Source organism: Streptomyces sp. NPDC093568 (genome assembly GCF_044764945.1).
Taxonomy (GTDB): Bacteria; Actinomycetota; Actinomycetes; order Streptomycetales; family Streptomycetaceae; genus Streptomyces.
On record NZ_JBIWJD010000001.1, the window covers coordinates 1,762,727 to 1,776,021 of the forward strand.

Annotated in this window: 13 protein-coding genes and 1 pseudogene; 9 read left to right on the forward strand and 5 right to left on the reverse strand. The window is 72.6% G+C overall.

Annotated features, from left to right (window positions below; genetic code table 11):
* Nucleotides 1–295: 295 nt before the first annotated feature.
* Nucleotides 296–1,273, reverse strand: a complete 978-nt coding sequence (locus ACIRD7_RS06790; RefSeq protein WP_403450657.1) for an alpha/beta hydrolase — start codon at nt 1,271–1,273, stop codon at nt 296–298.
* Nucleotides 1,274–1,409: 136 nt separating this feature from the next.
* Here ACIRD7_RS06790 and ACIRD7_RS06795 point away from each other — a divergent pair.
* Both ACIRD7_RS06795 and ACIRD7_RS06800 read left to right on the forward strand, forming a co-directional pair.
* Nucleotides 1,410–1,669: pseudogene (locus ACIRD7_RS06795) on the forward strand (TerC family protein); the annotation flags it as partial.
* Nucleotides 1,670–1,766: 97 nt separating this feature from the next.
* Nucleotides 1,767–2,648, forward strand: coding sequence for an LLM class F420-dependent oxidoreductase (locus ACIRD7_RS06800; protein WP_403450660.1), 882 nt, complete (start codon nt 1,767–1,769; stop codon nt 2,646–2,648).
* 9 nt (nt 2,649–2,657) lie between these two features.
* Here ACIRD7_RS06800 and ACIRD7_RS06805 read toward each other — a convergent pair whose 3' ends face one another.
* A complete protein-coding gene (locus tag ACIRD7_RS06805; protein WP_403450662.1) occupies nt 2,658–2,882 on the reverse strand; it encodes a hypothetical protein in 225 nt (74 codons plus the stop codon).
* Between the two features lie 114 nt (nt 2,883–2,996).
* On the opposite strand from ACIRD7_RS06805, the gene ACIRD7_RS06810 reads away from it, so the two are divergent.
* Complete coding sequence (locus ACIRD7_RS06810) at nt 2,997–3,902, forward strand: LysR family transcriptional regulator (RefSeq protein ID WP_403450664.1); 906 nt, start codon at nt 2,997–2,999, stop codon at nt 3,900–3,902.
* 64 nt (nt 3,903–3,966) lie between these two features.
* Here ACIRD7_RS06810 and ACIRD7_RS06815 read toward each other — a convergent pair whose 3' ends face one another.
* Nucleotides 3,967–4,530 carry an NAD(P)H-dependent oxidoreductase gene (locus tag ACIRD7_RS06815; RefSeq protein WP_403450666.1) on the reverse strand — a complete coding sequence of 188 codons (564 nt, stop codon included), beginning with the start codon at nt 4,528–4,530 and terminating at the stop codon, nt 3,967–3,969.
* Between the two features lie 102 nt (nt 4,531–4,632).
* Here ACIRD7_RS06815 and ACIRD7_RS06820 point away from each other — a divergent pair, with 102 nt between their 5' ends.
* Genes ACIRD7_RS06820 through ACIRD7_RS06835 form a run of 4 tightly spaced genes read left to right on the forward strand, consistent with a single transcriptional unit; the run spans nt 4,633 to nt 9,090 of the window.
* A complete protein-coding gene (locus ACIRD7_RS06820) occupies nt 4,633–5,304 on the forward strand; it encodes a TetR/AcrR family transcriptional regulator (protein WP_403450669.1) in 672 nt (223 codons plus the stop codon).
* A gap of 58 nt (nt 5,305–5,362) precedes the next feature.
* Nucleotides 5,363–6,397, forward strand: a complete 1,035-nt coding sequence (locus ACIRD7_RS06825) for a LacI family DNA-binding transcriptional regulator (RefSeq protein ID WP_403450672.1) — start codon at nt 5,363–5,365, stop codon at nt 6,395–6,397.
* Between the two features lie 47 nt (nt 6,398–6,444).
* A complete protein-coding gene (locus ACIRD7_RS06830) occupies nt 6,445–7,623 on the forward strand; it encodes a 4-hydroxybenzoate 3-monooxygenase (protein WP_403450675.1) in 1,179 nt (392 codons plus the stop codon).
* Between the two features lie 30 nt (nt 7,624–7,653).
* Nucleotides 7,654–9,090 (forward strand): aldehyde dehydrogenase family protein, encoded by a 1,437-nt coding sequence (locus tag ACIRD7_RS06835; RefSeq protein WP_403450678.1) that lies wholly within the window; start codon nt 7,654–7,656, stop codon nt 9,088–9,090.
* Between the two features lie 19 nt (nt 9,091–9,109).
* On the opposite strand, the gene trxA is transcribed toward ACIRD7_RS06835, so the two are convergent.
* A complete protein-coding gene (gene trxA / locus ACIRD7_RS06840) occupies nt 9,110–9,496 on the reverse strand; it encodes a thioredoxin (protein ID WP_403450681.1) in 387 nt (128 codons plus the stop codon).
* 122 nt (nt 9,497–9,618) lie between these two features.
* Between trxA and ACIRD7_RS06845 the strand changes: the two genes are divergently transcribed.
* Entirely contained in the window at nt 9,619–11,046 is a 1,428-nt protein-coding gene (locus ACIRD7_RS06845) for a dihydrolipoyl dehydrogenase family protein (protein ID WP_403450684.1), read from the forward strand.
* Between the two features lie 22 nt (nt 11,047–11,068).
* On the opposite strand, the gene ACIRD7_RS06850 is transcribed toward ACIRD7_RS06845, so the two are convergent.
* Nucleotides 11,069–11,716: a peptide deformylase gene (locus ACIRD7_RS06850; RefSeq protein WP_403450686.1), complete on the reverse strand. Its 648-nt coding sequence runs from the start codon at nt 11,714–11,716 to the stop codon at nt 11,069–11,071.
* A gap of 146 nt (nt 11,717–11,862) precedes the next feature.
* Between ACIRD7_RS06850 and ACIRD7_RS06855 the strand changes: the two genes are divergently transcribed.
* Entirely contained in the window at nt 11,863–13,263 is a 1,401-nt protein-coding gene (locus ACIRD7_RS06855) for a PepSY-associated TM helix domain-containing protein (RefSeq protein ID WP_403450689.1), read from the forward strand.
* Nucleotides 13,264–13,295 lie beyond the last annotated feature (32 nt).

Sequence of the window (13,295 nt, forward strand, 5' to 3'; positions counted from 1 at the left end):
CCCCTTGGCTCGTCGGGCCCACCCGGCGGAGCCGCGCGTGCGCCGATCCCGGTGGGCGAGTGGCCGCGGCGCACGGCTACTGCCTCAACGGCCGCCGCAGCCGGTTCGGGTGGGACGCCCGGCCAGCTCTTTCACAGGCCCATGGCGCGGTTCGCGGTCAAGCGGCGGGAGAGCCCGGGCGATGCCGATGACTGCGGCCGAACCGGGGGGCACGGGGCTGCCGGTGGGTCGTCGTGCCCACGTGGCCGAGCCGTGCATGCGTCGATCCCGGCGGGTGCGTGGGCGCAGCGCACGCCTACTGGCTCAACAGCCGCCGCAACCAGCTCAGATGCGCGGCCCGGCATGCCTGCGAAACCGCCGCCTGCGGCGCGAACCCGTCGAACCCGTGGAACCCACCCGGCCACACATGCAGCTCGGCCACCCCGCCGGCCTGCCAGATCCGGGACGCGTACGCGACGACCTCGTCACGGAAGGTCTCCGCCGAGCCGACGTCCAGGAAGGCCGGCGGCAGCCCGGACAGGTCCTCGGCGCGCGCCGGTGCCGCGTAGGCGGGGACGTCGGGGCCGCCCCGGCGGTCGCCGAGCAGCGCCGTCCAGCCGGTCTCGTTCGCCGTCCGGTCCCAGACGCCGAGGCCGGCCATCTGGGAGGTGGACGGGCTGTCGTTGCGGTCGTCCAGCATCGGGCACATCAGCATCTGGCCGAACAGCTCTGGGCCCCCGCGGTCCCGTGCGAGCAGCGCCAGCGCCGCGGAGAGCCCGCCGCCGGCACTCGCACCGGCGACGACGATCCGCTGCGGGTCGCCACCGAGCTCGGCGGCGTGCTTCGCCGTCCACTCCAGACCGGCGTACACGTCCTCGACCGGGGCCGGGTGGGGATGCTCGGGAGCGAGCCGGTACTCCACGGACACCACGACCGCGTCCAGTTCCCTCGCCCAGGCCAGCGGCGCGTCCACACCCACCCGGTTGTTGCCGATGACCATCCCGCCGCCGTGCACGTGGTAGATCACGGGCCGCGCGACCGCCGCCGTCGGGGCGGCGGGCCGGCAGATGAGCAGGGAGATCTCGGGCGCACCCGCGGGGCCCGGCACCACCCGGTCCTCGACCTCGAAGAACCCGTCCATGGTCAGATCGAGATCGGCCAGCATCTGGATCCCCGGACCCTGGCGGACGTCGGCTATCTCGTCCAGTGTGAGGCCGGGCGAGATCATGTCCTTGATGAGCTCCAGCGCGGCGGCGAGCTCGGGATCGAACGGGGGCGGCGGGGCCTGGGTCATGGCTTCTCCTCAGACGGGGGCACGGTGTGCCGGGCGGCTCTGCGGCTCTGCGGTCAGGATCCGGGCGTCGGCCCCGGGTGGAGGGCCGCCGTTCGGCGGAACCTGCCCGCCGTCCGGCGGGTGGCACCCCCGTGACCTGGAGTCTGCCAGGAGACGAGTGGACTTCTTGATCGGTCGCAAGCCACACGACGTTTCCCTCAGGGAAGCGGCCACGTGGACGATCGTCCGGGTCGTGTCGTCTTCGTCCTGATCATGGGGAAGTTCGCGGTTCCCTCGCAGTACCAGCAGCGGGTGCTGATGGTCGGCGTGATCATGGCGCTGGTGCTGCGCGCGGGGTTCATCGCGGCCGGCGCGGCGATCATCTCCGCGTTCTCCTGGGCGTTCTACCTCTTCGGCGGCCGAGCGCGGGCGCCGGCGGGGCTTGACTTCGAGAGCACTCGAAGATCTAGCGTCGTCAGGGTCGGTGGAAGGTCCCGGTGAACGGAGGCAGGACATGCGGGTCGGCGCGCACATCAACCGGTTCGACCACCCCGGAGGAGGCCCCGCGCTCGGCACCGAACTCGCCGCCGCGGGAGCCGCCGCCGAAGCGGCGGGTCTGAGCTGGCTGTCGGTGATGGATCACTACTTCCAGATGGAGTTCAACGACCGCGCCGAGGACCCCATGCTGGAGGCGTACACCACCCTCGGCTACCTCGCCGCGCACACCTCCACGGTCCGCCTCGGCGCCCTGGTGACCGGCGTGACCTATCGCCACCCCGGCCTGCTCGCCAAGATCACCACCACGCTCGACGTCCTGTCCGGCGGCCGGGCCACCCTCGGGATCGGCGCCGCCTGGTACGGGCGGGAGCACGAGGGGCTCGGGGTGCCCTTCCCGCCGGTCGCCGAGCGCTTCGAGCGACTGGAGGAGACCCTGCGGATCTGCCTGCAGATGTGGGACCCGCAGGCCAACGGCCCGTTCGAGGGCAAGCACTACCGGCTCGCCGAGACGCTCTGCGTCCCGGCCCCGGTCAGCGCCCCGCACCCGGAGATCATGATCGGCGGGGGCGGCGAGAAGAAGACGCTGCGGCTGGTGGCCCGGTACGGCGACGCGTGCAACCTGTTCACCACCTCGCCCGAGGAGGTCCGGCACAAGCTCGACGTGCTACGCGGCCACTGCGACACCGAGGGCCGCGACTACGACGAGATCCGCAAGACCGTCCTCTACTCCGGTGAGGCGGCCGACCGGGGCGACCTCGACGCGTTCACCCGGGACATCGCGGGCTACACCAAGCTCGGCATCGACACGGTGATCCTCAGCCCGCGCACGGGGGAACCGGCGGCGTTCATCGAGAACTTCGCCGCTCCCGCCGTGCGGCGGCTGGCCGAACTCGACTGAGCGGGGAGCTCATCGGCACGGCGTGCCCCGCCGGACATCGTCATCGGCGGGGCGGCTGCGCGAGACGATCCGCATCCCGCGGGCGTCGACGACCCGGACCTGCAACGAGCCGCAGCCGCACCGCGTCCAGACCGTGCTGCCCGTCGCGGTGGTGTGCCGGGAGAGCACCTGAAAGGGCTCGGCGCCGTCGGGCCACCCGCAGTGCGGGCAGACGGTGCCGGTCGTGCTGGTCATGGCGACTCCTCCTACCTCGTGGCTGGTTGACCGTCGCGACATGACCAAGGGTGCGCCGCGGCTTCGTACACGTCCAGGTTGACTTTGTGGACGGCACCTTGAAGCGTGGGCTTCATGATTGACCTGCGCCGACTGCATGTACTGAGGGCCGTGGCGCACTACGGCACGGTCACCGCGGCCGCGCGCGCCCTGCACTTCACGCCGTCCGCCGCCTCCCAGCAGATCCGTCAGCTGGCCCGCGAGCTGGGCGTCGACCTGCTGGAGCCGCAGGGGCGCGGGGTGCGCCTCACGCCGGCGGCGGAGAGTCTGCTGGCGCACGCGGACGCGATCCAGGCCCGCTGGGAGCTGGCCGAACTCGATCTGCGGGCCGACCACGACGCGCCCGCCGGGCCGTTGCGGGCGAGCGGCTTCCCGCTGGCCGTCTCGGTGCTGCTCGCGCCCATGGCGGCTCGGCTGCGCGCACGCCATCCGCGCCTGAGCGTCCGGATCCAGGAAGTGGAGGTGCCGGACAGCTTCGACCTGCTCTTCGGAGGGGAGATCGACCTGGCCGTCGTCGAGGCGACGATCTACAACCCGCCCCTCAGCGACAGCCGCTTCGACCAGCAGCCGCTGCTGGACGACCCGTTCGACCTGGTCGTCCCCGAGGACCACGCCCTCGCCGGGCGGGCGGACGTGGACCTCGCGGAGGCGGCCCACGAGGAGTGGATCGCGCCGGTTCCGGAGAGCCCCTGCCGTTCGCACGTGCTGTCCGCCTGTGGCGAGGCCGGTTTCACCCCGGACATCGTCCATCAGGCCATGGACTGGAACGTCATGGCCCACCTCGTCGCCCACCGGCTCGGCATCGCACTGATCCCCCGCCTCGCCCATCTGACCCCGCACCTGCCGATCCGCCGCGTCCGCTGCACGGGCAACCCGCACCGCAAGCTGATGACCTGCACCCGAGGCGGCGCGCAGACCCGCCCGGCGATCGCGGCGGCGCTGGCGGAACTGCGCGAGCTGGCGCCGACGGCAGTGGCCTGAGACACGGAGAGGGGCCGGAGCACTTGGCTCCGGCCCCGCTCGGCGGGTGCTACGCCCCTGCTGGTCAGGCGGCGACCGGCTCGCCCGCGTGTCCGTGGACGCGCGCGATGACCTCGGTCAGCTGGGCGGCGACCTCGGCGTCGTCGGCCGGGTGGGTCTCGGCGAAGCGGGTCACCGAGCCCGGGATGGACAGCTTGACGTCCTCCAGCACCTTGCCGCCGGCGATGCCCACGGCCTTGCGGGTCTCGTCCTGCGCCCACACACCGCCGTACTGGCCGAAGGCGGTGCCGACGACGGCGACCGGCTTGCCGCCGAAGGCGCCGGAGCCGTACGGGCGCGACAGCCAGTCGATGGCGTTCTTCAGCACGGCCGGGATGGTGCCGTTGTACTCGGGGGAGAAGAACAGGAACGCGTCAGCGGCCTGCGCGGCCTCACGCAGCTTGGCCGCGGCGGCCGGGACGCTGCCCTCGACGTCGATGTCCTCGTTGTAGAAGGGGATGTCGGCCAGGCCCTCGAAGAGCACGACCTCAGCGCCCTCGGGGGCGAGCTTGACGGCCGCCTCGGCGAGCTGACGGTTGTGCGAACCGGCGCGAAGGCTGCCGACGAGCGCGAGGATGCGAACAGACATGCGAACTCCAAGAGGGATGCTGAAACACTGCCGTTACGATCCGGACCGAGGTCCGCTTTCTTTCTAGCACCATAAGCGGACCACGGTCCAGTTTCATTCCCGATGCTTTACGCTGGCTTCATGTCCGCCGCCCTGCCGCCCTTCCCGGAGTCCCAGGAACCCCTCGACACACCCCAGCTGCTGGAGGTCGGGTCCGCCCCCGACCCCTGCCTGCGCGCCGACGCGGCCCGCAACCGCGCCCGGCTGCTGGAGGCCGCCGCCCGGCTGATCGCGGAGCACGGCGCGGCCGGCGTCACCATGGAGGCGGTGGCCGCGGCGGCCGGCGTCGGCAAGGGGACCGTCTTCCGCCGCTTCGGCGACCGCACCGGCCTGCTGATGGCGCTGCTGGACCACTCCGCGCACAAGCTCCAGGCCGACTTCCTCGCCGGCCCGCCGCCCCTGGGTCCCGGCGCGCCGCCGGTCGACCGGCTGCGCGCGTTCGGCGTGGCCGCCCTGTACCGCGCGGCGGAGCAGCTGGACCTCCAGCTGGCGGCCCAGCCGGAGCCGACCCGCCGCTTCTCCCACCCCTCGTACCGGGCGCTGCACACCCACGTCACGATGCTGCTGCGGCAGATACGTCCCGAGGCCGACTGCGAGCTGCTCGCCCAGACGCTGATGTCGTATCTCGACCCCGCCCTGATCAACCACCTGACCCGGCAGTGCGCCATGCCCATGGAGCGGCTGGAGAAGGGCTGGATCGACCTGGTCGACCGGATGGCCCGTACACCTGAGTGAACGGGGCAGGACCCTCACGGGAGTTGTGCGCACAGCTTCTGCAAGGATGCGGTACGTCATGGTGCAGATACCGAAAACGCCCGCGCCCGCTTCCTCCGCAACGCGCTCGGTACCCACGAGCGCCGATGTGGCCCGCCTGGCCGGCGTCTCGCGCGCGACCGTCTCCTACGTCCTCAACAACACCAGCGCCGTCCGGATCAGCGAGCCCACCCGCCGCCGGGTCCACGAGGCCGCGAAGGAACTCGGCTACGTCCCGCACGCCGCGGCCCGCAGCCTGCGCGCCGGGCACAGCCGCATGGTCCTGATGCCCGCGCCGAGCTTCCCCGTCGGCCCCCTGTACAGCCACTTCCTCAGCGACCTCCAGCTCGCCCTCGGCCGCCTCGACTACACGGTCGTCCAGCACGGCAGCGTCGGCCTGCACGGCGACGAGGCCGCCCGCGCCTGGGCCGAACTGCGCCCGGTCGCCGTCCTGGTCTCCGGCTCGGGGCTCGGCCCGAAGGGCGTGACGGTGCTCAAGCGCTCCGGCGCCCGGGCCGTGGTCACGCTGGGCCCCGAGTCCGCCGAGGGCGCCCACGCCCTGCTCATGGACTACGAGGCCGTCGGCCACTGCGCGGCCCGCCACCTGTACGGCCGCGGCAGGCGCCGGATCGGCGTCGTCGTACCCGAGGAGGAGGGCCTGGAGTCCTTCTCCGCGCCCCGCCTGGAAGGCGTGCGCCGCGCCCTGAGCGGCACGGACGCCACCGTCACCCCGCTGCCCCTCGCCTACGAGGAGGAGTCCGCCGCGCGGCTCGCCGCCCGCTGGGGCGACCTCGGCCTTGACGCCGTGTTCGGCTACAACGACGAGTACGCGATGCTGCTGATGCGCGCACTCCAGGACGCCGGCGTCCGCGTCCCCGCCGACACCGCCGTCATCGGCGCCGACGACCTGATGCTCGGACGGCTGCTGCGACCTAGGCTGAGCACCGTCCACATCGAACTGCCGTCCGGCCGGGACCTCGCGGAACTGGTCGATCGCGCGGTGCGCAACCCCGGCGCCGCGCCCGGGACGCACAAGGTGCTGGGGGCGACGGTGGTGCACCGCGAGTCCAGCTGAGGCCCCGCGCGCCCGGCCGACGTACCGTCGAAGCCAGGGAGGCGTGAATGCGCACGACGGTCGGCATCATCGGCGGCGGCCCCGCCGGACTGCTCCTCGCCCGGCTGCTGCACCGCGCGGACATCGACTGCGTGGTCCTGGAGGCCCGGGCGCGGGAGTACGTCGAGCAGCGCCAGCGGGCCGGAATGCTGGAGCAGGGCACCGTCGACGCGCTGCGCGAGGCCGGCGCCGCCGACCGGCTGACCGCCGAAGGGCTCGTCCACCAGGGCATCGAGCTGCGCTTCGCCCGGGAACGCCACCACATCGACTTCCCGGCCCTGACCGGCGGCCGTACGGTGACCATCTACGCGCAGACCGAGATCGTGAAGGACCTCGTCGCGCTGCAACTCGACGGCGGGCCACCGCTGCTGTTCGAGGCAGAGGCGCTCGCCGTCGAGAAGGCGGAGAGCGAGGCGCCCGTCGTCAGGTACCTGCACGAGGGCCGCGAGCAGACCCTGACCTGCGACTGGGTCGCCGGCTGCGACGGCTTCCACGGTATCTCCCGGGGCGTGTTCCCCGAGGGGAGCGCCCGCGCGTACGCACGCGAGTACCCCTACTCCTGGCTCGGCATCATGGCCGAAGTCGCCCCGTCCTGCGACGAGTTGATCTACGCGCGCGGTGAGCGCGGCTTCGCGCTGCACAGCATGCGCTCACCCACCGTCTCCCGGCTCTACCTCCAGGTCCCCAACGGCACCGACGCCGGCGACTGGCCCGACGACCGTGTCTGGGACGAACTCGCCGCCCGCTTCGCGATCGACGCCGACTGGACCCTCGCCCGCGGACCCGTCACCGCCAAGTCCGTGACGGCCATGCGCAGTTACGTCCACGAACCGATGCGCCACGGCCGTCTCCTGCTGGCCGGCGACGCCGCCCACATCGTGCCGCCGACGGGCGCCAAAGGGCTCAACCTCGCGGTGGCGGACGTACGCGTGCTGGCCCGCGCCCTCATCGCCGCGCAGCGCACAGGGGACACGCAACTCCTCGACAGATATTCGGAGTTGTGTCTCCAGCGGGTGTGGCAGGTGACACGGTTCTCGGATGACATGACTAAGATGTTGCATGCTCAACCAGACGGGGATGCGTTCGACCACCGGATGCAGCTCGCACGTCTGCGCCGGATCACCGCATCCCGTCACGCGGCCGCCGAACTGGCGGTCAACTACTCGGGACTTCCGCTCTCCCTGTGAGTCCCGCCGGTGATCGAACGGAGAGTCGCAATGCCGTTGCTCGACCCCAAGGCCTGGCAGCCCCGCTCCCTGTCGGGAGACGAGTACACCGTCACCGAGCCCGCCACCGGCGACACACTCGGCACCGTCACCCTGGCCACCGCCGAGGACGTCGCCACGGCCGCCGAGGCCGCCCGCGCCGCCCAGGCCGAGTGGGCGCGCCTGCCGCACTTCGTGCGTGCCGCCGTGCTGCGCAAGGCCGGCGACCTGTTCGCCGCGCACGCCGACGAGCTGCGCGAATGGCTCGTCCGCGAATCCGGCTCCATACCCGGCAAGGCCGACTTCGAACTGCACGTCGCCGCCCAGGAGTGCTACGAGGCCGCCGCCCTCGCCTCCCGCCCGGCCGGGCAGATCCTGCCCAGCGAGGCGCCCCGGCTGTCGTACACGCGCCGCGTCCCGGTCGGCGTCGTCGGTGTGATCTCGCCGTTCAACGCGCCGCTGATCCTGTCCATCCGCTCCGTCGCCCCGGCCCTCGCGCTCGGCAACGCCGTCGTCCTGAAGCCGGACCCGCGCACGGCGGTCTGCGGCGGCCTGTCGCTGGCCGCGGTCTTCGCCGAGGCCGGCCTGCCCGAGGGGCTGTTCCACGTGCTGCCGGGCGGCCCGGAGGCGGGCCAGGCGATGGTCGCCGACCCCCGCGTGCCGGTCATCTCCTTCACCGGGTCCACGGCCGCGGGCCGGGCCGTCGGCGAGGCCGCCGGACGCCATCTGAAGCGGGCGCATCTGGAGCTGGGCGGCAACTCCGCCCTGATCGTGCTGGAGGACGCCGACATCGACGCCGTGATCTCCACGGCCGCCTGGGGGTCGTTCTTCCACCAGGGCCAGATCTGCATGACGACCGGCCGCCACCTCGTCCACCAGTCGCTGTACGCGGACTACGTCGAACGCCTCGCGGCCAAGGCCGAGTCCCTCGCCGTCGGCGACCCGTACCGCGCCGAGGTCCACCTCGGCCCGCTCATCGACGCCGGCCAACTGGGCAAGGTGCACGGCCTGGTCGAGGCCAGCACCTCACGGGGCGCCAAGCTCGCCGCGGGCGGCACCCACGAGGAGCTCTTCTACCGGCCGACGGTGCTCGCGGGCGTCGACGACGACACCCCCGCGTACGCCGAGGAGGTCTTCGGTCCGGTCGCGCCGGTCCGTGCCTTCAGCACCGCCGACGAGGCCGCCGCGCTCGCCGCCGCGAGCTCCTACGGCCTCTCCCTGGGCATCGTCACCGGGGACACCGCCCGCGGGCTCGACCTCGCCGAGCGGATCCCGACGGGCATCGTGCACATCAACGACCAGACCGTGAACGACGAGGCCGTCGCGCCCTTCGGTGGCATAGCCGCCTCCGGCACCGGCGCCCGGTTCGGCGGCGAGGCCAACCTGGAGGCGTTCACCGACGTGCGCTGGACCACGGTGCGCGGAGACGTGGCGGCATACCCCTTCTAGGAATCCGGGACCGCGGTCCCTACTGGCCGTTCTGCTCGGCCTGCTCCTGCTGGGCCTCGACGGCCTTGTGGACCTCGTCCATGTCGAGCTTGCGGGCCTGCCCGATCACGTCCGTCAGGGCGGCCTCGGGCAGGGCACCCGGCTGCGCGAACACCGCGACCCGGTCCCGGACGATCATCAGCGTCGGAATCGACTGGATACCGAAGGCGGCGGCCAGCTCAGGCTGCGCCTCGGTGTCCACCTTGCCGAACACCAGGTCCGGATTCTCCTCCGCGGCCTTCTCGTACACGGGGGCGAACTGACGGCACGGCCCGCACCAGGACGCCCAGAAGTCGATCAGGACGAAATCGTTGTCCGTGACCGTCTGGTCGAAGTTCTCCTTGGTGAGCTCCACGGTGCTGCTCATGGCGTATTTCCCTCTTCCTGGTGTCGGGGGCGAAGCCGTCGGCGACAACACGACCGCACGGTCACGTATTCCGCGCGCGTACCCGTGTGGCCACGCCGCACACCACCCGCAAGACTGACCCCATGACGGATACGTATTCCATCGCTTACGACGTCGTGGTACTCGGAGCCGGGCCGGTGGGGGAGAACGTCGCCGACCGCACCCGTGCGGCCGGCCTCTCCACCGCGGTCGTGGAGAGCGAGCTGGTCGGCGGCGAGTGCTCCTTCTGGGCGTGCATGCCCAGCAAGGCCCTGCTGCGCCCGGTGATCGCCCAGGCCGACGCCCGCCGCCTGCCGGGCCTCAGCCAGGCCGTGCAGGGCCCCCTGGACACGGCCGCCGTACTCGCCCGGCGCAACTCCTTCACCGCGGACTGGAACGACGACGGCCAGGTCCAGTGGCTGGAGGGCACCGGCGCGGTCTTCTACCGCGGCCACGGCCGCCTCGCCGGCCCCCGCACGGTGGAGGTGACCGGCCCCGACGGCGAACGGCACACGCTGACCGCCCGGCACGCCGTCGCCGTGTGCACCGGCAGCCGGGCCGTCCTGCCCGACCTGCCCTCGCTCGCCGAGGTCAAGCCCTGGACCAGCCGCGAGGCCACCAGCGCGCAGGCCGCGCCCGGCCGTCTCGTCGTGGTCGGCGGGGGAGTGGTCGCCACCGAGATGGCCATGGCCTGGCAGGCCCTCGGCTCCCAGGTCACGCTCCTCGTCCGCGGCAAGGGCCTGCTGAACCGCATGGAGCCCTTCGCCGGGGAACTCGTCGCCGAAGGGCTCACCGAGGCCGGCGTCGACGTCCGCACCGGCACCTCGGTCCAGTCGGTGACCAGGGAGAACGGCACGGTCGTGGTCGTCACCGACCGGGGCGAGCGGATCGAGGGCGACGAGATCCTCTTCGCCACCGGGCGCGCCCCGCGCACCGACGACATCGGTCTGGAGACGGTCGGCCTGGAGCCCGGCTCCTGGCTGCCCGTCGACGACACCCTGCGCGTCACCGGCAGCGAATGGCTGTACGCGGTCGGCGACGTCAACCACCGGGCCCTCCTCACCCACCAGGGCAAGTACCAGGCCCGCATCGCGGGCGCCGCCATCGCCGCACGCTCCGCCGGTGAGCCCCTGCTGGACGACGCGTGGGGCCCGCACGTGGCAACCGCAGACAACGGCGCCGTCCCCCAGGTCGTCTTCACCGACCCGGAGGCGGCCGCCGTGGGCCTGTCCCTCGCGGAGGCGGAACGGGCCGGCCACCGGGTCCGCGCCGTCGACCTCGACATCGCGGTCGCCGGCTCGTCCCTGTACGCCGACGGCTACCGCGGGCGCGCCCGCATGGTCGTCGACCTGGAGCGCGAGATCCTTCTCGGCGTCACGTTCGTGGGCCCGGGAGTCGGCGAGCTCATCCACTCGGCGACCATCGCGGTCGTCGGCCAGGTGCCCATCAGCAGGCTGTGGCACGCCGTCCCGTCGTACCCGACGATCAGCGAGGTGTGGCTGCGACTGCTGGAGGCCTACCGGGACAACTGACGTACGGGGCGGGCCCGCTGTCTCAGTCCGGCAGTTCGAAGCCGAGGGCCCGCGCCGCCTCGTCCGGGGCCGGCTGGGCCCAGTACTCGGCCATCGCCTGGTTCGACGACAGTGAGCGCGGCTCGGCCCGGTCGAGGTAGAGCACGCCGTCGAGGTGGTCCGTCTCGTGCTGCACGATGCGGGCGGGCCACCCCGAGAACACCTCGTCGACGGCGCGCCCGTGTTCGTCCTCGCCGGTCAGCCGCACCTCGGCGGGCCGGGCCACCACCGCCTGATAGCCCGGGACGCTCAGACAGCCCTCGAAGAACGCGGCACGGGCGGCACCGACGGGTGTGTACGAGGGGTTCACCAGCACCCGGAACGGCTGCGGCACCCGCCCGCGCACCAGCCGTACCTCCTCCGGCACCGGCGCCGGGTCCTCGATCACCGCGATCCGCAGCGGCACGCCGACCTGCGGTGCGGCGACGCCGACCCCCGGCGCCGCGTGCATGGTGATCCGCAGTGCCTCGACGAAGCGGGCCAGCAGGGCGGGGTCCAGCTGGCCGTCGAAATGCTCGGTGGGACGCCGCAGCACCGGCTCGCCGGCCGCCACGATGGGCAACGGGCCCTCGGTGGCGAGGAGTTGCTCGACCCGCTCGGCCAGCGGGACGCGATCGTTCGGAAGTGCCATCGCGCCAGGATGCCATGCCGCCTGCGCGACGGGCGGACTTCCTTGTGGCGTACGTCACTTGAGATGCCGGGAACTGGGCCGCACCTCTCTCCGACTACTGGACCAGCCACAGCACAGAAACGTCCCCACCCCCGGAGAAGCCGCCGATGTCCACCGCACCCACGACCACCGAGGCAGAGGCGACGCGGCCCGACGCCCCGGCGCCGTCGCCCCGAAGATGGGCACCGCTGCGCCCGCTGATCCTGCGTCTGCACTTCTACGCCGGCGTCCTGGTCGCGCCGTTCCTGCTCGTCGCCGCGGCCACCGGCTTCCTGTACGCCGGCGCCTTCCAGGCCGAGAAGATCGTGTACGCGCACGAGATGTACGTCCCCGTCGGCGACGCGAAGCTGCCGATATCCGAGCAGGTCGCCGCCGCGCGCAAGGCCCACCCCGAGGGCACGGTCTCGGCGGTACGGCCCTCACCCGCGGACGACGCGTCCACCAGAGTGATGCTGTCGGGGGTCGAGGGCGTCGACGACGACCACACGCTGGCCGTGTTCGTCGACCCGTACACCGCCGAGGTGCGCGGGGCCCTGGAACAGTACGGCTCCACCGGTGCGCTGGCGCTGCGCACCTGGATCGACGAGTTCCACCGCGACCTGCACCTCGGTGAGTCCGGCCGCCTCTACAGCGAACTCGCCGCCAGCTGGCTGTGGGTGATCGCGGCCGGCGGCCTGGTGTTGTGGTTCTCCCGCCGCCGCGCCCTGCGCAAGGTGCGGGGCACCAGTGGACGCCGCCGCACGCTCGGTCTGCACGGCACCGTCGGCGCCTGGGCCGCCGTGGGCTTCCTGTTCCTCTCGGCGACCGGTCTGACCTGGTCGACGTACGCCGGAGCCAACATCGACGAACTGCGCACCTCGCTGCGCCAGGCCACCCCGTCCATCTCCGCCACGACCGGCGGTGAGCACGGCGGCCACGGCGGTGGCGCCGGCGCGGGAGGCAGCGGAGAGCACGGCGTCGGCCTGGACAAGGTCCTGTCCGCCGCGCGCGCCAAGGGCCTCGGCGACCCCGTGGAGATCGTGCCGCCGGCCGACGACTCGTCCGCGTACGTCGTCAAGCAGGTGCAGCGCAGCTGGCCGACCAAGGCGGACTCGGTCGCGGTCGACCCGGCGACCGGCGAGGTCACCGACGAACTGCGGTTCGCCGACTACCCGGTGCTCGCCAAGCTGACCCGCTGGGGCATCGACCTGCACACCGGAGTGCTGTTCGGCCTCGTCAACCAGATCCTGCTGATGGCGCTCACGCTCTCGCTGATCCTGCTGATCGTGTGGGGCTACCGCATGTGGTGGCAGCGCGGCCGCGGTTCGTCCTTCGGCCGGCCCATACCGCGCGGTGCCTGGCAGCAGGTGCCGCCGCAGATCCTGGTCCCGCTGGTGGCGGTGGTCGCCGTGGTCGGCTACTTCGTGCCCCTGCTCGGCATCTCTCTGGCGGCGTTCGTCGTCCTGGACGTCGTGCTCGGCGAGATCGCTCACCGTCGGGGCAAGCGCACCCCGGCGGAGGCGAATTAGCGGAACTGACAGACCGAGGGGCCCGGTTCCGG